Origin of the sequence: Cupriavidus gilardii, from assembly GCF_013314895.1 — a bacterium.
GTDB classification, from domain to species: Bacteria; Pseudomonadota; Gammaproteobacteria; order Burkholderiales; family Burkholderiaceae; genus Cupriavidus; species Cupriavidus gilardii_C.
Map to the genome: position 1 here is coordinate 16,929 of NZ_JABTYE010000032.1, position 22,903 is coordinate 39,831.

21 protein-coding genes and 3 tRNA genes are annotated in these 22,903 nt (G+C 66.8%); 20 read left to right on the forward strand and 4 right to left on the reverse strand.

The features are described from left to right. The first annotated feature begins 111 nt into the window (after positions 1-111). The 12 genes from rpoE (at position 112) to nagZ (ending at position 12,332) form a co-directional block, all read left to right on the forward strand. The gene (rpoE, locus tag HTY53_RS22625; protein WP_006578764.1) at positions 112-711 is read left to right on the forward strand and encodes an RNA polymerase sigma factor RpoE; all 600 of its coding nucleotides are present in this window, start codon (positions 112-114) and stop codon (positions 709-711) included. Positions 712-819: 108 nt separating this feature from the next. Next, positions 820-1,458, forward strand: coding sequence for a sigma-E factor negative regulatory protein (locus HTY53_RS22630; RefSeq protein ID WP_174108856.1), 639 nt, complete (start codon positions 820-822; stop codon positions 1,456-1,458). Between the two features lie 8 nt (positions 1,459-1,466). After that, positions 1,467-2,540, forward strand: a complete 1,074-nt coding sequence (locus HTY53_RS22635; RefSeq protein WP_174108857.1) for a MucB/RseB C-terminal domain-containing protein — start codon at positions 1,467-1,469, stop codon at positions 2,538-2,540. 170 nt (positions 2,541-2,710) lie between these two features. Further along, positions 2,711-4,192 carry a DegQ family serine endoprotease gene (locus HTY53_RS22640; protein ID WP_174108858.1) on the forward strand — a complete coding sequence of 494 codons (1,482 nt, stop codon included), beginning with the start codon at positions 2,711-2,713 and terminating at the stop codon, positions 4,190-4,192. 396 nt (positions 4,193-4,588) lie between these two features. Further along, positions 4,589-6,382 carry a translation elongation factor 4 gene (lepA, locus tag HTY53_RS22645; RefSeq protein ID WP_174108859.1) on the forward strand — a complete coding sequence of 598 codons (1,794 nt, stop codon included), beginning with the start codon at positions 4,589-4,591 and terminating at the stop codon, positions 6,380-6,382. A gap of 98 nt (positions 6,383-6,480) precedes the next feature. Then, a complete protein-coding gene (lepB, locus tag HTY53_RS22650) occupies positions 6,481-7,380 on the forward strand; it encodes a signal peptidase I (protein WP_174108860.1) in 900 nt (299 codons plus the stop codon). A gap of 59 nt (positions 7,381-7,439) precedes the next feature. Further along, positions 7,440-8,210, forward strand: a complete 771-nt coding sequence (gene rnc, locus HTY53_RS22655) for a ribonuclease III (RefSeq protein WP_006578554.1) — start codon at positions 7,440-7,442, stop codon at positions 8,208-8,210. Further along, positions 8,207-9,157 (forward strand): GTPase Era, encoded by a 951-nt coding sequence (era, locus tag HTY53_RS22660; RefSeq protein WP_174108861.1) that lies wholly within the window; start codon positions 8,207-8,209, stop codon positions 9,155-9,157. Before rnc ends, era begins: the two co-directional genes overlap by 4 nt. Beyond that, complete coding sequence (gene recO, locus HTY53_RS22665; RefSeq protein ID WP_174108862.1) at positions 9,150-10,037, forward strand: DNA repair protein RecO; 888 nt, start codon at positions 9,150-9,152, stop codon at positions 10,035-10,037. Before era ends, recO begins: the two co-directional genes overlap by 8 nt. A 7-nt stretch (positions 10,038-10,044) precedes the next feature. After that, complete coding sequence (gene pdxJ, locus HTY53_RS22670) at positions 10,045-10,839, forward strand: pyridoxine 5'-phosphate synthase (protein WP_174108863.1); 795 nt, start codon at positions 10,045-10,047, stop codon at positions 10,837-10,839. Beyond that, on the forward strand, positions 10,836-11,264 hold the full coding sequence (acpS, locus tag HTY53_RS22675) for a holo-ACP synthase (RefSeq protein WP_174108864.1): 429 nt from the start codon (positions 10,836-10,838) through the stop codon (positions 11,262-11,264). The genes pdxJ and acpS overlap by 4 nt, the downstream gene beginning before the upstream one ends. An 18-nt stretch (positions 11,265-11,282) precedes the next feature. After that, positions 11,283-12,332, forward strand: a complete 1,050-nt coding sequence (gene nagZ / locus HTY53_RS22680) for a beta-N-acetylhexosaminidase (RefSeq protein WP_174108865.1) — start codon at positions 11,283-11,285, stop codon at positions 12,330-12,332. 113 nt (positions 12,333-12,445) lie between these two features. Here the strand turns inward: nagZ and efp are convergent, their stop codons facing one another. Together efp and earP are read right to left on the reverse strand one after the other, a co-directional pair. Continuing rightward, positions 12,446-13,006 (reverse strand): elongation factor P, encoded by a 561-nt coding sequence (gene efp, locus HTY53_RS22685; RefSeq protein WP_174108866.1) that lies wholly within the window; start codon positions 13,004-13,006, stop codon positions 12,446-12,448. Between the two features lie 177 nt (positions 13,007-13,183). Then, the gene (earP, locus tag HTY53_RS22690) at positions 13,184-14,371 is read right to left on the reverse strand and encodes an elongation factor P maturation arginine rhamnosyltransferase EarP (RefSeq protein WP_174108867.1); all 1,188 of its coding nucleotides are present in this window, start codon (positions 14,369-14,371) and stop codon (positions 13,184-13,186) included. A gap of 158 nt (positions 14,372-14,529) precedes the next feature. Between earP and uvrC the strand changes: the two genes are divergently transcribed. The 5 genes from uvrC to ybaL all read left to right on the forward strand — a co-directional run bounded on the left by uvrC (position 14,530) and on the right by ybaL (position 19,371). Continuing rightward, the gene (gene uvrC / locus HTY53_RS22695) at positions 14,530-16,677 is read left to right on the forward strand and encodes an excinuclease ABC subunit UvrC (protein WP_254600076.1); all 2,148 of its coding nucleotides are present in this window, start codon (positions 14,530-14,532) and stop codon (positions 16,675-16,677) included. 93 nt (positions 16,678-16,770) lie between these two features. Beyond that, complete coding sequence (pgsA, locus tag HTY53_RS22700; protein ID WP_174108868.1) at positions 16,771-17,370, forward strand: CDP-diacylglycerol--glycerol-3-phosphate 3-phosphatidyltransferase; 600 nt, start codon at positions 16,771-16,773, stop codon at positions 17,368-17,370. A gap of 159 nt (positions 17,371-17,529) precedes the next feature. Then, positions 17,530-17,605: transfer RNA gene (locus HTY53_RS22705), tRNA-Gly, on the forward strand. Between the two features lie 104 nt (positions 17,606-17,709). Beyond that, positions 17,710-17,783: transfer RNA gene (locus HTY53_RS22710), tRNA-Cys, on the forward strand. A 355-nt stretch (positions 17,784-18,138) separates the two neighbouring features. Then, positions 18,139-19,371: a YbaL family putative K(+) efflux transporter gene (ybaL, locus tag HTY53_RS22715; RefSeq protein ID WP_174108869.1), complete on the forward strand. Its 1,233-nt coding sequence runs from the start codon at positions 18,139-18,141 to the stop codon at positions 19,369-19,371. On the opposite strand, the gene HTY53_RS22720 is transcribed toward ybaL, so the two are convergent. Further along, positions 19,372-20,349 (reverse strand): LysR family transcriptional regulator, encoded by a 978-nt coding sequence (locus tag HTY53_RS22720; protein ID WP_174108870.1) that lies wholly within the window; start codon positions 20,347-20,349, stop codon positions 19,372-19,374. A gap of 102 nt (positions 20,350-20,451) precedes the next feature. Between HTY53_RS22720 and HTY53_RS22725 the strand changes: the two genes are divergently transcribed. Continuing rightward, a complete protein-coding gene (locus tag HTY53_RS22725; protein ID WP_174108871.1) occupies positions 20,452-21,540 on the forward strand; it encodes a YeiH family protein in 1,089 nt (362 codons plus the stop codon). A 53-nt stretch (positions 21,541-21,593) separates the two neighbouring features. Here the strand turns inward: HTY53_RS22725 and HTY53_RS22730 are convergent. After that, a tRNA-Leu gene (locus HTY53_RS22730) sits at positions 21,594-21,680 on the reverse strand. A 180-nt stretch (positions 21,681-21,860) separates the two neighbouring features. Between HTY53_RS22730 and HTY53_RS22735 the strand changes: the two genes are divergently transcribed. Together HTY53_RS22735 and HTY53_RS22740 are read left to right on the forward strand one after the other, a co-directional pair. Continuing rightward, on the forward strand, positions 21,861-22,217 hold the full coding sequence (locus HTY53_RS22735; RefSeq protein WP_174108872.1) for a hypothetical protein: 357 nt from the start codon (positions 21,861-21,863) through the stop codon (positions 22,215-22,217). Between the two features lie 159 nt (positions 22,218-22,376). Then, positions 22,377-22,784 carry a heme-binding protein gene (locus HTY53_RS22740; protein ID WP_174108881.1) on the forward strand — a complete coding sequence of 136 codons (408 nt, stop codon included), beginning with the start codon at positions 22,377-22,379 and terminating at the stop codon, positions 22,782-22,784. Positions 22,785-22,903: the final 119 nt, after the last annotated feature.

Below are 22,903 nucleotides of genomic sequence, written 5' to 3' on the forward strand. Positions count from 1 at the left end.
GGCTGTCAATACGCTTTTCGCTCCGCGGCGGTTTCGCGGGGTGCGGCGTAGGTAAAATACAACGTTTGTTTTGACAGCGATACCAAGAGATACACTGCAGGTGAACTATTCGTGAGCGAACGCGAAGCCGACCAGCTCCTTGTTGAACGCGTCCAGCAGGGCGACAAGCGGGCATTTGAACTGCTGGTGGCCAAATACCACCGCAAGATCATCCGGTTGATCTCGCGTCTGGTCAGGGACCCCGCCGAAGTGGAGGATGTGGCGCAAGATGCCTTTATCAAGGCATATCGCGCCTTGCCCCAATTCCGCGGGGAATCGGCGTTCTACACCTGGTTGTACCGGATCGCTGTCAACACGGCCAAAAACTATCTGGCCACGCAAGGCAGGCGTCCCGAGGCGTCCAGCGATATCGATGCAGAAGAGGCTGAAACTTTTGCGGATGGTGAGCAACTAAGGGATATCAATACGCCGGAGTCGATGCTCCATACGCGCCAGGTGGCGGACACCGTCAATCGCGCCATGGAAGCCCTGCCGGAGGAATTGCGAACCGCCATCACGCTGCGCGAGATCGAAGGCCTCAGCTACGAGGAAATCGCCGAAGCGATGGGGTGTCCGATCGGTACGGTCAGATCGCGCATTTTCCGGGCACGCGAAGCGATTGCGGAAAAACTACGCCCGCTGCTGGGAACGGCAGAGGGCAAGCGGTGGTAGAAGTCAAAAATATGTCGTGCGGCCAGCGTTGCAGCCTGCTCCTGCATCGAGAAGCGACAGTATTGTGACGGGATTGTTCGGTGTTCGATGGTTATCGAGGGGTTGGAAATGGGTCAGGCTCACAGGCAATCGGTTCATGCGCCCGAGGCAGCGGAGCAGATTTCCGCATTGATCGACGGCGAACTGGCGCCGCATGAATTCGAGGCCGTGCTGGCGCTCGCCAAGAGCGAGCCGGGCCAGGAGCAATGGTCGGTCTTCCAGTTGATCGGCGACACGCTGCGTTCCGAAGAACTGGCCCATGCCGGTTCGACCGCGGCCTTCGTGTCCCGCTTCGCCAGCCGTCTTGAAGACGAACCGCACCTGCTGGCGCCCGCTGCGCTGGCCGATGCGCCGGTACGCCGCCATCGGCTGCTGCTGCGCCCGTCGTGGGTGCGCCGCGTGATGCCGGGCACCGCCATCGCGGCCGCCGTCGCCGCGGTCAGTTGGGTGGTGGTGCCGCAAATGCGCGATGCCGATCCGGCCGCGCCCGGCGCCATCGTCGCCAGCACCAGCGAAGGGGTTCCCGCTGCGCCGAAGACCGCCGGCGTGCTGACCGTCGCCGCCGATGCCGGCCAGATGATTCGCGATCCGCGCCTGGATGAGTACCTGCGGGCTCACCGGGTGTCCGTGACGACCAATGCCATGGTGCCGACCATGCGCAACGTCGCCAATAGTGCAAGCTTCTCTCAGGACAACACGCAGGAATAATGCCGGACATGCAAAAAGGATGGGCGCCCGCCCAAGCAGCGGGCGCACAAGGAATAAGGGCCCTGAGGAGGTCCTTTTTTCTCGCCTTGTGCCTGACGGCCGCGGTGGCGACGGCGCAAACGCCCGAACCCACGCTGGCGCGCCGCGATGCCGCGGCCTGGCTTGGCAAGATTCACCGCGCCGCGCAGCGCGAAAACTACGTCGGTACTCTGATCTACCAGCGTGGCAGCGTCATGCATGCCTCGCGCATCCAGCATTTCAGCGATCTGGTGCACAACGAGTACGAGCGCCTCGAGACGCTCGACGGCAAGCCGCGCGAGGTCCTGCGCCAGAACGACATCGTTCATAGCCTGATCCCCGAGGCCAAGCTGGTAGTGGTCGAGCGCCAGGACGCCAAGGACCGTTTCCCGGCACTGCTGGCGACCAACAAGAGCGATGTGCTCGATCTCTACGAGATGCGGCGGCTGTCGCCCGAGCGCGTGGCAGGCATGGAGTGCGAGGTCTTCTCGCTGGTGCCGCACGACGGCGCCCGCTATGCGGTCCGCCTCTGGGCCGAGAAGCACTCGGGCCTGCTGATGCGTGCGCAGACCATCGGCGAGGGCGGCAAGGTGCTCGAGCAGGTCGCGTTCTCGCAGATCGAGATCGGCGTGCCATCGGAGAAACAGAAGATCCTCGGCGCGATCAAGAGCGCCGGCAATTGGCAGCGCTACGAGATCAACTACCAGCCGGCCAATATCGCGGAAGAAGGCTGGCTGATCACGGTGCCGGTCAAGGGCTTCCAGAAGATTCGCGAGGTGCGTCGCCCGCTGGGCGACCTGCGCAGCGCGCAAGGCAGCGGCCGCGAGCAGGTGTTCGAGGTGCTGCAGGTCGTCTACAGCGATGGCCTGACCGGGCTGTCCGTCTTCATCGAGCCGGTATCGGATCAGCGGGTGCGCCGCGAGGGCGTTGCCTCGCTGGGCGCGACCCAGGTGGTGGTGCGCAAGGTCGCCGATTTCTGGATCACCGTCGTCGGCGAGGTGCCGGCGGCCACGGTCAAGCAGTTCGCGGCCGCGGTGGAATACCGCGCGCCCAAGCCGCGCTGAGCCGGGATGCGGCGCGCGCCGGCGCGCCGGCCTGCACTCGCCGGGCGCATTTTCCGGACGTTCTCCGGACGTTCTCCGGATGTTTCCGTGGATACCCTCCGGGCTGGCCCTGACTGGACCGGACGCCCCGGCTTGCTTACCCTGTTACGCTGAACTCGCGGGAGTCGACCATGTCGTCAAACTATTACGCCGTGGCAAGGACCATGGCATTGGCCGCCGTGCTGGCGGCGGGTCCCATGTTGGCCACGCCGGTCCATGCGCAGGCCACCGCTTCCAATTACAGCCTGCCCGACTTCACCGATCTGGTCGAGCGCGTCAGCCCCGCCGTGGTCAATATCCGCACCACCGAGCGCGTGCGTTCGCGCGGCATGACGCCCGAAGACGAGGAGATGGCCGAGTTCTTCCGGCGCTTCTTCGGCATCCCGATGCCGGGCGCGCCCACGCCGCCGGGGACGCCGCGCCGCGGCCAGCCGCCGCAGGGCGAGGAGCAGAGCCGCGGGGTCGGCTCGGGCTTCATCATCAGTGCGGACGGCTACGTGATGACCAACGCCCACGTGGTGGCCGACGCCGAGACCATCTACGTCACGCTGCCCGACAAGCGCGAGTTCAAGGCCAGGCTGATCGGCACCGACCGGCGCACCGACGTCGCGCTGCTGAAGGTCGATGCCAATGGCCTGCCGCGCCTGCAGATGGGCGATTCGAACAAGATCCGCGTCGGCGAATGGGTGCTGGCGATCGGCTCGCCGTTCGGCCTGGACAATAGCGTGACCGCCGGCATCGTCTCGGCCAAGGGCCGCGACACCGGCGACTATCTGCCCTTCATCCAGACCGACGTGGCGGTCAACCCCGGCAACTCGGGCGGACCGCTGATCAATCTGCGCGGCGAGGTGGTCGGCATCAATTCGCAGATCTACAGCCGCAGCGGCGGCTACATGGGCATCTCGTTCGCGATCCCGATCGACGAGGCGCTGCGCGTCAGCGAGCAGCTGAAGGCGACCGGCAAGGTCACGCGCGGGCGCATCGCGGTGGCGATCGGCGATGTCACCAAGGAAGTCGCCGATTCGCTGGGCCTGGGCCGCGCGCGCGGCGCGCTGGTCGGCAGCGTCGAGCCGGGCGGTCCCGCCGAGAAGGCCGGCATCGAGCCGGGCGACATCATCCTGAAGTTCAACGGCCGCGATATCGAACGCGCCTCGGACCTCCCGCGCCTGGTCGGCGAGACCAAGCCGGGCACGCGTGTGCCGATGCAGCTGTGGCGCAAGGGCGGGACGCGCGAGGTCACCATCACCGTGGCCGAGCTGGAGCCGGATGCCAAGCCGCGTCCGCGCGCCGGTACGACGCCGGGCGACGACGGTGCGGCTGGCGCCAAGCCCAATGCGCTGGGGCTGGTGGTCGGCGACCTGTCCGAGGCCCGGCTGCGCGAGCTGAAGATCAAGTCGGGGGTCGAGGTCCAGGCCGCCGAAGGGGTCGCGGCGCGCGCCGGCATCCGCCCGGGCGACGTGATCCTGCGTCTGGGCGACACCGACGTGACCAGCGCCCGTCAGTTCAACGAGCTGGTGCGCGGCCTGGACAAGAGCCGGATGGCGGCGATCTTCGTGCGGCGCGGCGACGCCACCCAGGTGCTGACGCTGCGGCCGAACGGCGGCGCGCGCTGAGGCAAACCGACCCGGAATATGCGCTACGGACGTCCCCGCGAAAGCGGGGCGCCGGCGTCTCTCGGGTCGGACATCGCAGCCGGCTCCGGCTCCCCGCGCGGGTCCGGACGAGGGCGATATCGATGCCGCCTTCCTTGCCACGGCATTTTCCCGTCCCGCTGTGAGATTGAGCTGCGGGACCCCCTTGAAAATCCGGTAAAATCGCGGTCTGGCGCGAAAGCCGCCGACCCGGTAAATCGGTCGGGCCGAAGCGCGCCACCAACCTGCGGCCGGACCCAGGCGCGCCCGGCGGGCCGCCCGTCCCTCCGCCCATGACATGCTGTGCCGCGGCCGGATGCGCGTACCTCGCCATCGCCCGTTGCCAATGCGCTGCCGCGGCGCTCCCCTGACCAACCGATGGACCATATCCGTAACTTTTCGATCATTGCCCATATCGACCACGGGAAATCGACCCTGGCCGATCGCATCATCCAGCTGTGCGGGGGCCTTTCCGACCGCGAAATGGAGGCCCAGGTCCTGGATTCGATGGATATCGAAAAGGAGCGGGGCATCACGATCAAGGCCCAGACCGCGGCGCTCAGCTACAAGGCGCGCGACGGCAAGGTCTACAACCTGAATCTGATCGACACGCCGGGACACGTCGACTTCAGCTACGAAGTCAGCCGCTCGCTGTCCGCCTGCGAAGGCGCGCTGCTGGTGGTCGACGCCTCGCAGGGCGTCGAGGCCCAGACCGTGGCCAATTGCTATACCGCGATCGAGCTCGGCGTCGAAGTGGTGCCCGTGCTCAACAAGATCGACCTGCCGCAGGCTGACCCCGACAACGCGATCCAGGAAATCGAGGACGTGATCGGCATCGACGCGCACGACGCGACGCCGTGCTCGGCCAAGACCGGCCAGGGCGTCGAGGACGTGATCGAGGCGATGATCGCCAAGGTGCCGCCGCCCAAGGGCGACCCGGACGCGCCGCTGCAGGCGCTGATCATCGATTCGTGGTTCGACAACTACGTCGGCGTGGTGATGCTGGTGCGCGTGGTCAACGGCACGCTGCGTCCCAAGGACAAGGTGCTGCTGATGGCCAACGGCTCGCAGCATCTGGTCGAGCAGGTCGGCATCTTCTCGCCCAAGTCGATCCCGCGCGAGTCGCTGTCGGCAGGGCAGGTCGGCTTTGTGATCGCCGGCATCAAGGAACTGAAGGCGGCCAAGGTCGGCGACACCATCACCACGGTGGCGCGCAAGGCCGAGGCCCCGCTGCCGGGCTTCAAGGAAGTCAAGCCGCAGGTGTTCGCCGGTCTCTATCCGGTCGAGGCCAACCAGTACGAGGCGCTGCGCGAATCGCTGGAGAAGCTGCGCCTGAACGATGCCTCGCTGCAGTTCGAGCCCGAAGTCTCGCAGGCGCTGGGCTTCGGCTTCCGCTGCGGTTTCCTCGGCCTGCTGCACATGGAAATCGTGCAGGAGCGGCTCGAGCGCGAGTTCGACATGGATCTGATCACTACCGCGCCGACGGTGGTGTATCAAGTGCAGATGCGCGACGGCACCATGGCCCAGGTCGAGAACCCGGCCAAGATGCCGGACCCCAGCAAGATCGACGCGATCCTGGAACCGATCGTCACGGTCAACCTGTACATGCCGCAGGATTACGTCGGCTCGGTGATCACGCTGTGCACGCAGAAGCGGGGCACGCAGGTCAACATGAGCTACCACGGCAAGCAGGTGCAGCTGACCTACGAGATTCCGATGGCCGAGATCGTGCTCGATTTCTTCGACCGGCTCAAATCGGTATCGCGCGGCTATGCGTCGATGGATTACGAGTTCAAGGAGTACCGCGTTTCCGATGTGGTCAAGGTCGATATCCTGATCAACGGCGACAAGGTCGACGCGCTCTCGATCATCGTGCACCGCTCCAATTCGCAATACCGGGGCCGCGAGGTTGCCGCCAAGATGCGTGAAATCATTCCGCGCCAGATGTACGACGTCGCCATTCAGGCGGCGATCGGCTCGAACATCATCGCGCGCGAAAACGTCAAGGCGCTGCGCAAGAACGTGCTGGCCAAATGCTATGGCGGCGATATCTCGCGCAAGAAGAAACTGCTGGAAAAGCAGAAGGCCGGCAAGAAGCGCATGAAGCAGGTCGGCACGGTCGAAATTCCGCAGGAAGCGTTCCTGGCCATCCTGCAGGTCGAAGAGAAATGACGCGCCGGACGGCAAGCGTGGCGAATCGGCGCAGCGCCGGTCCAGCCTACATGCCCTCCGGCCCGCACCAATAAGATTTCGCCAACGATCTAGCCGTCATGAATTTTGCACTGATCCTTTTTGTGCTGGTGGTCATCACCGGTATTGCCTGGGTGGCCGACAAGCTGGTGTTCCAGAAACAGCGCCGCGTATCGGCGCAGGCCGCACTGGCCGAGTTCGATGCGCGCCGCGCCGCGATGCCCGGCCATGGCGCCGGCACCGAAATCGAGACCTCGCGCAGCCGCCTGGCCGAGGAGAAGCTGCGCCAGCCGTGGTGGCTCGAATATTCGGCCAGTTTCTTCCCGGTGATCCTGGCGGTGTTCGTGCTGCGTTCGTTCGTGGTCGAGCCGTTCAAGATCCCGTCCGGCTCGATGATCCCGACGCTGCTGATCGGCGACTTCATCCTGGTCAACAAGTACGAGTACGGCCTGCGCCTGCCCGTGATCAACAAGAAGATCGTCTCGCTGGGCGAGCCGCAGCGTGGCGACGTGATGGTGTTCCGCTATCCGAAGGACCCGTCGCTCGATTACATCAAGCGCGTGATCGGCGTGCCCGGCGATGTCGTCAGCTATGAAAACAAGCGGCTGACCGTCAACGGCAAGCCGGCCCAATACGACGCGCTGCCCGAGTATCTGGACGAGGAACGGCTGTCGTACTCGAAGCATTACCGCGAGACCCTGCCGGGCGGCGCGCCGCATGGCATCCTGAACGACGCCGACCGTCCGGCCTTCGTGGCGGGCGCCGACCCGGATTTCCCGTTCCGCGAAAACTGCACTTACAATCAGCAGGGCGTGACTTGCAAGGTGCCGTCGGGTCACTATTTCGTCATGGGGGATAACCGGGACAACAGCCTGGATTCGCGCTATTGGGGCTTCGTGCCCGACGAGAACATCGTCGGCAAGGCATTCCTGATCTGGATGAATCTCGGCAACCTGGGCCGGGTGGGGTCGTTCCAATAAAGGGCGGCCGCCGGCCGGAGCGCGCCATTCGACTACCTCTTCGGGAACGCAGTACTGACATGAACCTCGACGCCTTGCAGCAACGACTCGGCTACCGTTTCAGCAAGCCCGAATTGCTGCAGCAGGCGCTGACGCACCGCAGCCATAGCGCGCAGCACAACGAGCGCCTGGAGTTCCTCGGCGACTCGGTGCTGAACTGCGCCGTGGCAGACATGCTGTACGGCATGTTCGGCAAGCTCGACGAGGGCGATCTGTCGCGGGTGCGGGCCAATCTGGTCAAGCAGCAGGCGCTGTACGAGATCGCGCAGATGCTGCAGCTTTCCGAGTCGCTGCGGTTGGGCGAGGGCGAGCTGAAAAGCGGCGGTTTCCGCCGTCCCTCGATCCTGGCGGACGCCCTCGAAGCCATCGTCGGCGCGGTATTCCTCGACGCCGGTTTCGAGGCCGCCCGCAGCCTGATCCGCAAGCTCTATATCCCGATCCTCGAGCAGGTCGACCCCCGCACGCTCGGCAAGGACGCCAAGACGCTGCTGCAGGAATACCTGCAGGGCCACAAGATCGCGCTGCCCCAGTACAACGTGATCGCGACCCACGGCGCCGCCCATAACCAGCAGTTTGAAGTCGAATGCATCGTGCCTAAACTGGAGGTACAGGTATTCGGCACCGGGGCCTCGCGCCGCGCCGCCGAACAGGCGGCCGCCAAGCTGGCGCTGGAAGAGGTGCAGCGGCTGGTGCCCCAGCTGCTCAAGCGCAGCCGCGCAGAACGCACCGGCAAGACCCGCAAGCAGCCCGTTCCCCCGGATCCCCAGTTGTCTCTCAGGTTGAAGGAATGACCGAATCGAATCGCCCGCAGCCGCAGTCCTCGGACTCCGCCGCGGCTAACCCGCCCGCGGCATTCCGCTGCGGCACCGTGGCCATCGTCGGGCGGCCCAACGTCGGCAAGTCGACCCTGGTCAATGCGCTGGTCGGCCAGAAAATCAGCATCACGTCCCGCAAGGCCCAGACCACGCGCCACCGGCTGGTCGGCATTCAGACCACCGACGACACCCAATACGTGTTCGTCGACACGCCCGGCTTTCAGACCCGGCATGCCAGTGCACTGAACCGCTCGCTCAATCGCGCCGTCACGTCGACGCTGTCGTCGGTGGATCTGGTGCTGTTCGTGGTCGAAGCCGGCCAATACGGCCCGGACGACGAGAAGGTGCTGACGCTGCTGCCGCGCAATACGCCGGTGCTGCTGGTCGTCAACAAGATCGATCGCGTCCCCGGCGAGCGGCGTTCGGAAATCATGTTCCCCTTCCTCGAGAAGATGGGGCAGCAGTTTCCGTTCCGCGAGGTGGTGCCGATGTCGGCCAAGACGCGCGACCATGTCGAACGCCTGCTCGGCATCATCCGGCCCTATCTGCCGGAGGGCGAGCCGATGTACGACGCCGATGCGATGACCGACCGCAGCGAGCGCTTCCTCGCCTCGGAGATCATCCGCGAGAAGGTGTTCCGCTGGACCGGCGACGAGCTGCCGTACACCAGCACCGTCATCATCGACAAGTTCGAGACCGAAGGGCGGCTGCGGCGCGTGTTCGCCACCATCCTGGTCGAGCGCGATGCGCACAAGGCGATGGTGATCGGCAGCAAGGGCGCCAAGCTCAAGCAGATCTCCACCGAGGCGCGCCTGGACATGGAGAAGCTGTTCGACGGCAAGGTCTACCTGGAGCTGTGGATCAAGGTCAAGAGCGGCTGGGCCGACAACGAAGCCGGACTGCGTGCCTACGGATATGAGTGACCGCCCGGCGGTCCCGGCGCCTGCGCGGCGCGGGACCGCCTCCGCGCGCCGCGCGGACCCGGTGGCCGAGGAAGCCGCCGAAGTGCTCGACAGCGTCGGCGCCGAGCTCGCCAGCGCGCGCGCGATGATGGATCGCGCGATGCGGATCGTACCGGCCCGCACCGAGCTGCGCGTGGTCAATCAGCCAGGTTTCGTGCTGCATGCCTGGCCGTATCGCGAAACCAGCCTGATCGTCGATGTCTTCACGCGCGATCACGGCCGCATGGCGCTGGTCGCCAAGGGCGCCAAGCGCCCGCACTCGGCGCTGCGCGCGGTGCTGCAGCATTTCCTGCCGATATCGCTGTCGTGGAGCGGGCGCGGCGAGGTCAAGACGCTGACCAAGGCCGAATGGATCGGCGGCATGCCGCCGCTGGCCGGCGAGGCGCTGCTGTCCGGTTTCTATCTGAACGAACTGCTGCTGCGCTTCTGCCCGCGCGAGGATGCGCACGAAGCGCTGTTCCGCCATTACATGGCGACGCTGACGCGGCTGGGGCAAGGCGAGCCGGCCGGGCTGGTGCTGCGCAGCTTCGAACGGGTGCTGCTGCAGGAGACCGGCTTTGCGGTGGCGTTCGATCGCTGCACCTCGACCGGCGAGGCGGTGCAGCCGGGGCTGGACTACGTGTACCAGCCCGAGCGCGGCGTGCGGCGTGCGCATGCCAGCGATCCGTCGTCGTGGCCGGTGGTGTCGGGGCAGACCCTGCTCGACATGTCGAGCGACGACTACAGCCGGCCGCAGACCGTCACGCAGAGCCGCGCGCTGATGCGCTTTCTTCTGCATTATCATCTGCAAGGCGTGCCGCTGAAGACGCGCCAGATCCTGATCGACCTGCAAGCCCTGTGATCACCCTATGATTTTCCACGCTCATCCCGGCGCGAATTCGAGCTTCATCGCGCTCGGCGTCAACATCGACCACGTGGCGACGCTGCGCAACGCGCGCGGCACCGTCTATCCGGATCCGATCCAGGCCGCGCTGCAGGCCGAGGAGGCCGGCGCGGACCTGATCACGCTGCATCTGCGCGAGGATCGCCGCCATATCCGCGACGCCGATGTGCGCGCGCTGCGGCCGCAGCTGGCCACGCGGATGAACCTCGAATGCGCGCTGACGCAGGAGATGCTGGACATCGCCTGCGAGATCCGTCCGCAGGACGTCTGCCTGGTGCCCGAGCGCCGCGAGGAAGTGACCACCGAAGGCGGCCTCGACGTCGCCGGCCGCTTCGAGCAAGTCAAGGCGGCGTGCCGCCAGCTGGCCGATGCGGGCATCCGCGTGTCGCTGTTCATCGATGCGCAGCCCGAGCAGATCGAGGCCGCCGCCGCCAGCGGCGCGCCGGTGATCGAGCTGCATACCGGCCGCTATGCCGATGCCGAGACCCCCGATGCGCAGGCGCTGGAATTCCGCCGCATCGCCGACGGCGTCGAGACCGGCCTGAAGCAGGGGCTGGTGGTCAACGCCGGCCACGGCCTGCACTACACCAATGTGCAGCCGATCGCCGCGCTGCCGGGCATCGCCGAACTCAATATCGGCCATGCCATCGTCGCTCACGCGGTGTTCGCCGGCTGGCAGAACGCGGTGCGCGAGATGAAGGCGATCATGGTCGCCGCCCGGCTCGGCACGCGCTATCCCGCGCCGAAGGCTCCGGCGTGATCTACGGCGTCGGCACCGACATCATCCAGATCGAGCGCGTGCGCGGCGTGATGGCCCGCACCGGCGGACGCTTCGCCGAGAAGGTGCTGGGGCCGCAGGAACTTGCCGTCTATCATCGGCGCCGCAGCCGCGTCGAGAAGCGTGGCCTGGCCTTCCTGGCCACGCGCTTCGCCGCCAAGGAGGCCTTCTCCAAGGCGATCGGGCTGGGCATGCACTGGCCGATGACCTGGCGTGCGATGGAGCTGTTGAACCTGCCGTCGGGCGAGCCCTATGCGCATTGCCACGGCGAGCTCGCGCAATGGCTGAACGAACGCGGCCTGACGGTGCGCGTCAGCGTCAGCGACGAACACGACTATGCGGTCGCCTTCGCGATCGCGGAACGGACGGGGCCGGCCGGCGCATCGGGCGTGTCCTTACCCAGATAACTCCTTCTCCTTTCACCGATGACCAAGAAGAACGCAGGCAAGCGACCAGGCCCGGTCGTGCTGGATGTCAAGGGCAAGCAGCTGGACGCCGACGATGCGCGCCGCATTTCGCATCCGCTGACCGGCGGCGTGATCCTGTTCGCGCGCAACTTCGAGTCGCGCGCGCAGCTGGTGTCGCTGACGCGCGAGATCCGCGCGCTGCGCGACGACGTGCTGATCTGCATCGACCATGAAGGCGGCCGCGTGCAGCGCTGCAAGACCGACGGCTTCACCCATCTGCCGGCGATGGCCAAACTGGGCGAGCTGTGGGATCGCGACGTGCTGGCCGCAACCCGCGCCGCGGTGGCCTGCGGCTATGTGCTGGCCGCCGAGCTGCGCGCCTGCGATATCGACCTGTCGTTCACGCCGGTGCTCGATCTCGACTATGGCCGCAGCGGCGTGATCGGCGATCGCGCCTTCCACGCGGATCCGCGCGTGGTGGCGATGCTCGCCAACCATCTGACCCATGGCCTGCTGCTGGCCGGCATGGCCAACTGCGGCAAGCATTTCCCGGGACACGGCCACGTCGAAGCGGATTCGCACGTCGCGGTGCCCGTCGACGAGCGGACGCTGGACGAGATCCTCGAACAGGACGTGCGGCCGTATCAGTGGATGGGCATGACGCTCGCGTCGGTGATGCCGGCTCACGTGATCTACCCGAAGGTCGACCCGAATCCCGCCGGCTTCTCGCGCTACTGGCTGCAGGACATCCTGCGCGGCCAGCTGGGCTTCGAGGGCGTGATCTTCAGCGACGACCTCAGCATGGAAGGCGCCAGCGTCGCGGGCACCGTCACGCAGGGCGCGCGCGCCGCGCTTGACGCCGGCTGCGACATGGTGCTGATCTGCAATCATCCCGAGCGCGCCGACCAGCTGCTGGCCGAGCTCGACGTGTCGATCGACAAGACCTCGCAGCGCCGCGTGCGCCGGTTGTTCGCGCGGGGCAAGGCGATGGACTGGAACAAGCTGGAGCAGGATGCGGGCTATCGCAGCGCGCTGCGGCAGCTGCGCGACGAGGCGCTGATCGGCTGAAGCCGCAGCGCGTAGCGCACGCCGCAATGAGCGCTGCGCAATGAAAAAGGGCAGCCGGTCTGGCTGCCCTTTTTTCGTATCGGCACGGACCGCGCGGGTCCGTCCGCCTCGCCTTAGTTGGCGCGGCTGCGGTATTCGCCGGTGCGGGTGTCGATTTCGATCTTGTCGCCGATGTTGCAGAACAGCGGCACCTGCAGTTCGAAGCCGGTATTGATCTTGGCGTTCTTCAGCACCTTGCCCGACGAGGTGTCGCCCTTGACGGCCGGCTCGGTGTAGACGATCTCGCGCACCAGCGTGGTCGGCATTTCGACCGAGATGGCCTTGTCGTTGTAGAACACCACTTCGACGTTCATGCCGTCTTCGAGGTAGTGCAGGGCGTCGCCCATGTTGTCGCTTTCGACTTCGTACTGGTTGTAGTCGGCGTCCATGAACACGTACATCGGATCGGCGAAGTACGAGTAGGTGCACTCCTTGCGATCGAGCACGACCACTTCGAACTTGTCGTCGGCCTTGAACACGGCCTCGCCCGGCGCGTCGGTCAGCAGGTTCTTGTACTTCATCTTGACGACCGCGGCGTTGCGGCCCGACTTGTTGTACTCGGTCTTCTGCACGACCATCGGGTCGGAACCGATCATGAATACGTTACCGACGCGGAGTTCCTGTGCGGTTTTCATCTGAACTAATCTTCCTGAATTAAGAATGTCTGGGAGTTCGGCGTGGCGAGGGCGCGCCGCGGCGGCGCGTTCGCGATCCGTGCTCAGTTCCCGCGCGGGGCCCGCAGGCTCGGACGCCGGAAGGGCGCCGTGCGGGCAACCCAGGATGTCCAGCCCGGCCGCCATCAAATCAACCCGCTATTTTACCCGACTTTCGCAAAAGGCTACGAGGTTCGCTGCGAGATCGCCGAGCCCGGCCAGGCTGTGCTGCCAGCGCTGCGCCGTGCGGGCCAGTCCGGGCAGCGCGTCGCGCAGGCCGTCCCATGCGAGTGCCACCTCGGCGGGCGCTGCGGCGCCGTTCCATCCATGCCAGAAGCGCGTCAGCGCCTCAGCGTCGGCGGGTTCGCCGATCTGCTGCCGGTAGAGCGCCAGAAAGGCGTCCAGCTTGACGCGGTGGGCGTCGTCGGCCTGCGGGTAGATATGCCAGACGAAGGGGCGCGCGGCCCACTGCGCGCGGACGAACGAGTCCTCGCCGCGCACGAAGTTGATATCGCAGGCCCATAGCAGCTCGTCGAACTGCTCCTGCGGCAGGAACGGCACCTGCTGCAGATGCAGGCCGCCCAGCGTAACGGCGGCGCCGGGCGATGCAGTCGCGGCGGTGTCCACGCCGGCCCACGCAAATGCCTGCTGCGCGGCCGGGCCGGATGGCATCAGGCATTGCACCGGCTCGTCGCCGTCGCGCCAGCGGGCCAGCAGCGCCGGCAGCGCGGGATTCGGATAGGTGAACAGGCTGATGCGCCGCGCCCCGTCGATCGGCGTCACGCCGAGCCGGTGCCACAGCCGCGCCTGCGCCGCGGGCGAGCCGGTGAAGTGGCGCCGCTGCATGCCGAGCAGCGATTCGCGCAGCACGCCGCCGGTGCCCGGCTCGAAGCCGGGGAAGAAGAAGTACTTGGTCAGCGGCAGGCGCGGATGCGGCGAGGCCATGCCATGGTGCTCGCGCACCCATGGCTCGGCGCTCAGGTATTCGAGATTGACCCAGACCGGCTTGCGCGGGGCCTGGGCCATGCGGGCGACGAAGCCCGGCGGCAGTTCGCAGGCGAAGGCCTCGATCACCGCGTCGTGCGGCGCGATCTCGCCCTCTGGCCCGCCCTGGCCCTCGTCGCTGCCTGCGATCCAGCGGCGCACCTCGACGCCGGCCAGGCGCTGGCGGCTGGCGGCGGGATCGATCGCCGGCGCCAGGCGGGAAAAGCTCGCCAGATCGTCGACCCACAGCCGAACCGCGTGGCCATGCTCCTGCGCCAGTTGGCGGGCCAGCCGCCAGCAGACACCGATGTCGCCGAAGTTGTCGATCACGGTGCAGAAGATGTCCCAGGAGCGGATGGTCATAGGTGGGGGGCGAGGGCGCGGAGGCGAGGCGGGCCGCCGGTTTGGCGGGAAGGCGGCGGAATTGCTCTAAACTTGCGATTTTAGAGCCCCGCGAGCCTTCGCGCGTGCAGCGTTCCACGTTCGCGGCGGCCCATCGCATGTCCCTGCCGCCTTCCCCGATGTCACGTCCGGATCCGCAACCCACTGGCACGCCCGCCGAGGCCGAGCCGCGCATCGACACGCCTGCCGAGGCCGAGTCGCGCATCGATACGCCCGAGCCGGCGCTGCCCGAAGCCGGTGCAGCGTCCGGCGACGTTTTGGCTGTGCCTGCCGAGGCAGGCGCGCCGCCGCAGGAGCCGCAGCCGGAACTGGAAACCAGCTTCGATCCCCGCCCGGTGATCGCCGCGCTGCCGGGCCTTCCCGGCGTCTACCGCTATTACGACGCGGCCGGCGCGGTGCTCTACGTCGGCAAGGCCCGCGACCTGAAGAAGCGCGTCTCGAGCTATTTCAACAAGACCCAGCTGTCGCCGCGCATCGCGATGATGGTGTCGCGCATCGCCCGCATCGACACCACGGTGGTCCGCAGCGAGGCCGAGGCGCTGCTGCTCGAAAACAATCTGATCAAGGCGCTGACGCCGCGCTACAACATCCTGTTCCGCGACGACAAGTCGTACCCGCTGCTGAAGCTGTCGGCGCACCGCTATCCGCGCATGGCGTACTACCGCGGCGCGACCGATCGGCGTCACCAGTATTTCGGCCCGTTCCCGAGCGCGCATGCCGTGCGCGAAAGCATGCAGATCCTGCAGAAGGTGTTCCAGTTGCGGACCTGCGAAGACACGGTCTTCAACAACCGCACCCGGCCGTGCCTGCTGCATCAGATCCATCGCTGCACAGCGCCCTGCGTCGGCGCGATCAGCGAAGAGGATTACGCGCGCGACGTAGGCAACGCTGCCCGTTTCCTGCAGGGCCGTCAGAAGGAGGTGCTGGAGGGGCTGCAGCAGAAGATGGAGCAGCATGCCGAGCGGCTCGAGTTCGAGCAGGCCGCGGCCGTGCGCGACCAGATCGGCGCGCTGTCGACGGTGCTCAAGCGCCAGGCCGTGGAGGAAGTCGGCCAAAGCAGCGACATCGATATCCTGGCCGTCGCGGTGCAGGGCGGACGCGCCTGCGTCAATCTGGCGATGGTCCGCGGCGGCCGGCATCTGGGCGACAAGGCGTATTTCCCCGCGCATGTCGAAGAGGCGGCGATGATCGTCGACGAGGAGGGCGAGGACCTGGTTGCCACGGCCGCGGGGGCCGAACCGGGCGAACCGGGCGCACCGGCTGGACCGGCCGAGGCGGCAGAGTCCGGCGCCGCGACGGCCGACCGTGTCGCCGCCAACGTGCTGGCCGCGTTCATGGCACAGCACTACCTCGACCAGCCGGTGCCGCCGATCCTGGTGGTCAGCCACGCGCCCGCCGATGGCGCGCTGATGGAGGCGCTGACGATGCAGGCCGGCCGCCGCATCACGCTGATCCGCCAGCCGCAGGGCCAGCGGCGGGCGTGGCTCGAGATGGCGCAGCAGGGCGCCGCGCTGGCGCTGGCGCGGCGTCTGGCCGAGCAGGGCAGCCAGGAGGCCCGCACGCGGGCACTGGCCGAAACCATCGGCATCGAGCTCGACGATCTGGGCGCGCTGCGCGTCGAATGCTTCGACATCAGCCATACCGCCGGCGAGGCGACCCAGGCATCGTGCGTGGTGTTCCATCACCATGCGATGCAGAACAGCGAATACCGCCGCTACAACATCGACGGCATCACGCCCGGCGACGACTATGCGGCGATGCGGCAGGTGCTGACGCGCCGCTATCAGAAGCTGGTCGAACGCGGCCAGGAGGACAGCGCCGCGATGCCGCATATCGTGCTGATCGATGGCGGCAAGGGCCAGGTCGAGGTCGCGCGTCAGGTCTTCGAGGAGCTGGGGCTCGATATCGGGCTGCTGGTCGGCGTGGCCAAGGGCGAGGGCCGCAAGGTCGGACTCGAGACGCTGGTGTTCGCCGACGGCCGGCCCGCGCTGGAGCTGGGGCAGGGCAGCGCCGCGCTGATGCTGGTCGCGCAGATCCGCGACGAGGCGCACCGCTTTGCCATCACCGGCATGCGCGCGCGCCGCGCGAAGACGCGCACCACCTCGCGGCTGGAAGAGATCGAAGGGATCGGCGCGCGCCGCCGGCAGAAACTGCTGACCCGCTTCGGCGGCATCCGCGGCGTGATGGCGGCCAGCGTCGACGAGCTCGCCAGCGTCGACGGGATTTCGCGCACGCTGGCCGAGGAAATTTACCGGCAGTTGCATTGACCCGGCGCCGGTTCGCTTCGAGAAATGCTCAATTGATGTCGGAATCGGCGACAATCGCGTGATTGTCCCGTCCTCGACCCTGCCGATCCGCCTATGCCGCTGAATATTCCGATCCTGCTGACCTGGCTGCGCGTCGCCATGATCCCGCTCGTGGTCGGCGTCTTCTATCTGCCCGATGCCTGGCTGTCGATGCCCAACAAGAACCTGACGGCGGCCGTGTTCTTCATCGTCGCGGCGGCCACGGACTGGCTGGACGGATTCCTCGCGCGGCGCTGGAACCAGACCTCGTCGTTCGGCGCCTTCCTCGACCCGGTCGCCGACAAGCTGATGGTCGCTGCCGCGCTGCTGTCGCTGCTCGCGCTGGACCGCGTCAGCGACCTGATCGCGCTGGTGATCATCGGCCGCGAAATCACCATTTCGGCGCTGCGCGAGTGGATGGCGCAAATCGGCGCCTCGAAAAGCGTCGCCGTCAATTTCCTCGGCAAGCTCAAGACCACGTTCCAGATGATCGCGATCCCGCTGCTGCTGTTCGACGCGCCGCTGTTCGGCATCGACGCCGGCATGCTGGGCGGCTGGCTGATCTATGTGGCCGCCGTACTGACCCTTTGGTCGATGTTCTACTACATGAAGCTCGCCTGGCCGCAGATCCGTGAGCGCAGCGCGGCCGCTGCCCGGGCCGCCGCGCAAAAGTGAGGATCACTGCAAAAATATGCTTGACTTCATTGTCGGATGTTTGCATAATTTCGTTCTCGCTTCTGACGAAACAAAACGAACGAAGCGAGATGCAGCAAGAAGCGGTCAATATGCAGTGATTTAGCACCGTTTTACTGCATGTGCAGTACGCAGGACACTGCGGGAGTAGCTCAGTTGGTAGAGCGCAACCTTGCCAAGGTTGAGGTCGCGAGTTCGAGACTCGTCTCCCGCTCCAGTCCGAAAGGGAAGCAGCGCTTCCCTTTTTAGTTTGCGATGCTGCCGCATCGGCCTCCGGCGTCCGGAAGCCACTGCGGCTACAATCCAGCATCCAGGTCACCCGGCGGGGTGGCAGAGTGGTTATGCAGCGGCCTGCAAAGCCGTGTACGCCGGTTCGATTCCGACCCCCGCCTCCATCGATCGCCCCCCTTGCTGTAGCCACCGGTTCGCGGTCTTGCTGCCGGTTCTTTCCCTGCACGATGTATTTCTTGCGCCTTTTCGCGGCTTTACCGCGTGGCGCGCGTGATACATTACGTCTATCGCACTAGTCGTCGCCGTTGCTGGACCACGCTGGCAAGGTGCCCAGGCCTCGCGCCGCGGGCGCCGCTGCCGGTGGCGACGACTCCCATTCGGTTTCATTTCCGCAGACTGTCCGCCCGGGCGGCGCCCCGCAACTGGCCCCGTCGACGGCCGCGTGTCCGCGTCGATCGGGACCGGATCGCCGTTCGACTACCCGGCGCCACGCCGGCCACCAGAAGGAAACCACCACGCATGCATCACGCTACTCCGCTCATCAGCACCATCGTCGGCGGCATCGTCCTGGCCTTTGTCCTCGGTGCGTTGGCGGGGCGCTTACGGTTGCCGCCGTTGATCGGCTACCTGTGCGCGGGCGTCGTGGTCGGACCGCATACGCCGGGATACACCGCCGACCAGGCGCTGGCCCCGGAGCTGGCCGAGCTGGGCGTGATCCTGCTGATGTTCGGCGTGGGGCTGCATTTCTCGATCCGCGACCTGATGGCGGTGCGCAAGATCGCGATCCCGGGCGCGGTGGCGCAGATCGGCATCGCCACGCTGCTTGGCATGGGCGTCGCCTGGGGCTTCGGCTGGAGCTGGGGGCAGGGGCTGGTCTATGGTCTGGCGCTGTCGGTGGCCAGTACCGTGGTGCTGCTCAAGGCATTGCAGGATCGCGATCTGGTCGATAGCGAGCAGGGCCGCATCGCGGTGGGTTGGTTGGTGGTCGAGGATCTGGCGATGGTGCTCGCGCTGGTGCTGCTGCCCGCGCTCTCGGGCCTGCTGGTGCCGGCCGGCACCGGCGGCGAGGCCGAGGCGGCCAGCGTGACGGACATCCTGCTGACGGTATCGCTGACGCTCGGCAAGGTCGCGGCCTTCGTTGCCGTGATGCTGGTGATCGGCCGCCGCTTCATCCCATGGATGCTCGAGCGCATCGTCTGGACCGGCAGCCGCGAGTTGTTCCGCCTCGGCGTGCTGGCGACGGCGCTGGGCGTGGCCTTCGGCGCCTATTCGCTGTTCGGTGTTTCGTTCGCGCTCGGCGCCTTCTTCGCCGGCATGGTGCTGGCCGAGTCCGAATTCAGCCATCGCGCCGCCGAGGAATCGCTGCCGCTGCGGGACGCTTTTGCCGTGCTGTTCTTTGTCTCGGTCGGCATGCTGTTCGACCCGATGGTGCTGGTACGCGACCCGTGGGGCGTGCTCGCGACCGTATCGATCATCGTCGTCGGCAAATCGGTGGCGGCCCTCGGTATCGTGCGGATGTTCGGCTATTCGAACCGGACCGGCATGACGATTGCCGCAAGCCTTGCGCAGATCGGCGAGTTCTCGTTCATTCTCGCCAGCCTCGGCGTGTTTCTGCAGATTCTGCCGGAGCGGGCGCAAAGCCTGATCCTGGCGGGCGCATTGCTGTCGATCGTGCTCAATCCGCTGCTGTTTCGCTGGCTCGACCGCTACGTGGCGCGTCGGAACGAGGCGGGCGAGGCGCAGGCGGCCTGATCAATGCGACGGGGCCGTGTCCGGCCCCGGTCGGCTTTTCGACCCCTTCGGTTCTTCCGGTTCTTCCGGTTCTTCCAGTTCCAGCTGCGGCGCGGTCTTGCGCAGGTATTCGGTAAAGGCCAGCAGGCCCTGGGTCGGATACTTGTCCTGATGCACGACCAGATGCCACGGCCGCACCAGCCGCGGCAGACCGCGGCGCAGCGCTACCAGCGCGCCGCGCTCCAGCTCGTCGCGCACCACATGCAGAGACAGGCAGCTGACGCCGAAGCCGCTCATCACCGCGCGCTTGATCGCTTCGGCATTGCCGAGTTCGAGCGCAAAGCGTAGCGGGCCGAGCAGCGGGGCCAGCCGCTGTTCGACGATCTCGCGCGTGCCGGAGCCGCGCTCCCGTACCAGCCAGTCCGCCTCGCGCAGCGCGGCCAGATCGCCATCGGCCCGCGCCAGCGGATGGCCGGCGCCCACGACCACCACCATCTCGTCGTCGCACCAGTGCACGCTGGTCAGCTCGCGTTCGTGGCAGGTGCCTTCGATCAGCCCGATATCCGCTTCCAGGCGCAACAGCTGCTGCAACACGTCATGGGTGTTGCCGATGCTGAGGTCCAGGGCGCAGGGTTGGCGTTGGGCCTGTCGGAACCCGGTCAGCAGCGCGGGCAGCAGGTAGCTGCCGATCGTATTGCTGGCCGCGATGCGCAGTTGTACGCCGGCGTCGGCGGCGAAGCGCTCCAGTTCATGCGCCTGGTCCAGCAGCGACAGCGCGCGCGGGAAGAATTGCCGCCCGGTCTCGTTGATGGTGAGCCGTTTGGCAACGCGGTCGAACAGGCGCCGGTCCAGCGCACGCTCCAGATCGGCCAGCGCGGCGCTGACGGCGGACTGCGACATCGCGAGCGCCTCGGCGGCGGCGGTCGTGCTGCCGTGCTGGACCACGGCCACAAACACGGCGAGCTGGCGCAGCGTCAGCCGCAACGGGCGATGTTGCATATCTATATATCCGGTAAGAAATAACGATATTACCTGTTTTACAGATGAAAGGTGGGTCGTTACGCTGGCGTCATTCTTAGCCGCCCGTGTCGCCACCACGCCATGCCGACCACCTCCATTCCTGCCGCCGCCCCCGCCACCGCCATTTCCTGGCGTTATCGACTGCTGACGCTGGCGCCGTTGGGCGCCACCGCCTGGCTCGCACTGGTCCTGTCCGGGCTGCCGGCGCTGTCGCAACTGGGCGTCAGCCCGCTGATGCTGGCCATGTGCGCCGGCATGGTGGCCTGCAACACCTTGCCGCGGCACTGGCTCGCGCCGTTGGCCCCGGGCATGCAGCTGGCCAGACAGACGCTGCTGCGGCTGGGCGTGGCGCTGTACGGTCTGCGGCTGACCTTCGGCTCGATCGAGGCGCTGGGTGTCGGCGGGATGGTGGCGCCGTTGCTGATGCTGGCGGCGACGCTTTGCGTCGGCGTCTGGGTCGGCACCCGGTGGCTCGGCCTGACGCGCCGCGAAGCCGTGGTGGTCAGCGCGGGGAGCGCCGTGTGCGGGGCGGCGGCCGCGATTGCCGTGGCCTCGATTGCGCGCACCGACGACCGGCAGACCGCGGTCGCCGTGGCGACGGTGGTGTTGTTCGGCACCGTCGGCATGCTGCTGTATCCGTATCTGTACGAGCTGGTGACCAATGTCTGGCACTGGCAAGTCGGCGAGCGCGCCTTCGGCATCTATACCGGCGCGACGCTGCACGAGGTGGCCCAGGTCATCGTCGCCGGCAAGGCGGTCGGCGAGACAGCCGGCGACGCTGCCGTGCTGGCCAAGATGGTCCGCGTACTGGCGCTTGGTCCGCTGCTGCTGATCCTGGCGCTGTGGCCGCGCGCCGAAGACCGCGCGCAAGGGGCAAACGCCGGCCGCCGAGGCATCGACTGGGCAAGGATCCGTGCGGCGGTGCCGTGGTTCGCGCTGGGCTTTGTCGCCGTGCTCGCGATCAACTCCTTCGGCATGGTCCCAAGCGAATGGAAGCCGGGTCTGGTCGCGTTCGACAACTGGCTGCTGGCCTGCGCGATGCTGGCGATCGGCCTGCATACGCGGATCGGCGACCTGCTGCGCGCCGGCCGCAGGCCGATGCTGCTGGCCGCGCTGCTGTTCGTGTTTCTGGTTGGTGCCGGTGCGCTGGTGTGCGCCGCGCTCGTCTGAACGAAGCGTGAGGGGGCGGGGGAAGGGATAAGCGGCGGGGCTTGCGGCGTGGCTGGTGCGGCCGACGGGACTCGAACCCGTAAGCCCGGAAAGGCGGCAGATTTTAAGTCTGCTGAGTCTACCAATTTCTCCACGGCCGCACGGCAAGCCCGGTATTGTGGGCGGTCGCCGCCCGGGACGCAAGCGCCGCATGATCGCTCCCGTACCCTTGCCGGCCAGGATGTTACTGGCGGTAACAATGTAGAACTCGCCGTTGCACCTGTGATTGGGCGTAGGCCTAGAATACGGGTATCAAGATCAACCTTGCGAGGAGCAAGATCATGAAACGTTGGTTGCTCGCAGGGCTTGGCGTGCTGGCTGCGATGGCCTCAGGCGCCGCGATGGCCCGCGTCGACGTCGGCGTGGTGATCGGCGTGCCGGGCGTCGTGGTCGGCGGTCCGGCCTACTATCCCCCGCCGCCCGTGGTCGTTGCGCCCGCACCGGTCTATTACGGTCCACCGCCGGTGGTAGTGCGGCCCGGTTACGGCTACTACGGCCCGCCGCCGCGCTATTACGGCCCGCCGCCGGCGCACTACTATGGCCCGCCGCGCTATTACGGTCACCCGGGCCGGCACTATCATGGTGGCCGGCATGGTCACTGGCATGGTGGACATGGACATCGCCATCACCGCCACTGAGTCGGCGAACCGAACGAACAGAATCACAAAGGGCCCTGCGGGGCCCTTTGCTTTTTTGGCACGGCTGTTTTGCCCTGTCATGGTGGCCGGTTCATGGTCACCGAAGTGGTGCCGGCGCTATACTGCCGGCTCATTGTTATCGATTTTCAGGAGAGTGGTATGCAGCAAAAGTCCGTGCTGACTGCGGAAGATGTGAAGAAGGTGATGGCCGCAGCCGAAGCCGAGGCCAAGGCCCATCACTGGGCCGTCTCGATCGCCATCGTCGATGACGGCGGCCATCTGCTGGCCCTGCAGCGGCTCGACGGCGCTGCGCCGATCTCCGCTTATATCGCCACCGAAAAGGCCCGCACCTCGGCGCTGGGGCGCCGCGAATCGAAGATCTACGAAGACATGATCAACAACGGCCGCAACTCGTTCATGACGGCGCCGGTGCTGCAAGGCATGCTGGAGGGCGGCGTGCCCATCACCGTCGGCGACCAGGTGGTCGGCGCCGTGGGCGTGTCGGGCGTGAAGTCCAGCGAGGATGCGCAGATCGGCCGTGCCGGCATTGCGGCGCTGGGCGTCTGATCGAACCTTGGCACCATCGGGCCTGATGGCCCGATTCGCTTCATCGGCCGTCGTCGGTTGCGATGGCCGGGCCCGCTCCGTCCTGGAGCGGGTAGCCCGAGGCCGGGATGCCGCGCGAT

Coding starts and splice junctions, on each gene's coding strand:
- HTY53_RS22630 (WP_174108856.1), top strand. CDS start 820: ATGGGTCAGGCTCACAGGCAATCGGTTCATGCGCCCGAGGCAGCGGAG.
- HTY53_RS22635 (WP_174108857.1), top strand. CDS start 1,467: ATGCAAAAAGGATGGGCGCCCGCCCAAGCAGCGGGCGCACAAGGAATA.
- HTY53_RS22640 (WP_174108858.1), top strand. CDS start 2,711: ATGTCGTCAAACTATTACGCCGTGGCAAGGACCATGGCATTGGCCGCC.
- lepA (WP_174108859.1), top strand. CDS start 4,589: ATGGACCATATCCGTAACTTTTCGATCATTGCCCATATCGACCACGGG.
- lepB (WP_174108860.1), top strand. CDS start 6,481: ATGAATTTTGCACTGATCCTTTTTGTGCTGGTGGTCATCACCGGTATT.
- rnc (WP_006578554.1), top strand. CDS start 7,440: ATGAACCTCGACGCCTTGCAGCAACGACTCGGCTACCGTTTCAGCAAG.
- era (WP_174108861.1), top strand. CDS start 8,207: ATGACCGAATCGAATCGCCCGCAGCCGCAGTCCTCGGACTCCGCCGCG.
- recO (WP_174108862.1), top strand. CDS start 9,150: ATGAGTGACCGCCCGGCGGTCCCGGCGCCTGCGCGGCGCGGGACCGCC.
- pdxJ (WP_174108863.1), top strand. CDS start 10,045: ATGATTTTCCACGCTCATCCCGGCGCGAATTCGAGCTTCATCGCGCTC.
- nagZ (WP_174108865.1), top strand. CDS start 11,283: ATGACCAAGAAGAACGCAGGCAAGCGACCAGGCCCGGTCGTGCTGGAT.
- efp (WP_174108866.1), bottom strand. CDS start 13,006: ATGAAAACCGCACAGGAACTCCGCGTCGGTAACGTATTCATGATCGGT.
- earP (WP_174108867.1), bottom strand. CDS start 14,371: ATGACCATCCGCTCCTGGGACATCTTCTGCACCGTGATCGACAACTTC.
- uvrC (WP_254600076.1), top strand. CDS start 14,530: ATGTCACGTCCGGATCCGCAACCCACTGGCACGCCCGCCGAGGCCGAG.
- pgsA (WP_174108868.1), top strand. CDS start 16,771: ATGCCGCTGAATATTCCGATCCTGCTGACCTGGCTGCGCGTCGCCATG.
- ybaL (WP_174108869.1), top strand. CDS start 18,139: ATGCATCACGCTACTCCGCTCATCAGCACCATCGTCGGCGGCATCGTC.
- HTY53_RS22720 (WP_174108870.1), bottom strand. CDS start 20,349: ATGCAACATCGCCCGTTGCGGCTGACGCTGCGCCAGCTCGCCGTGTTT.
- HTY53_RS22725 (WP_174108871.1), top strand. CDS start 20,452: ATGCCGACCACCTCCATTCCTGCCGCCGCCCCCGCCACCGCCATTTCC.
- HTY53_RS22735 (WP_174108872.1), top strand. CDS start 21,861: ATGAAACGTTGGTTGCTCGCAGGGCTTGGCGTGCTGGCTGCGATGGCC.
- HTY53_RS22740 (WP_174108881.1), top strand. CDS start 22,377: ATGCAGCAAAAGTCCGTGCTGACTGCGGAAGATGTGAAGAAGGTGATG.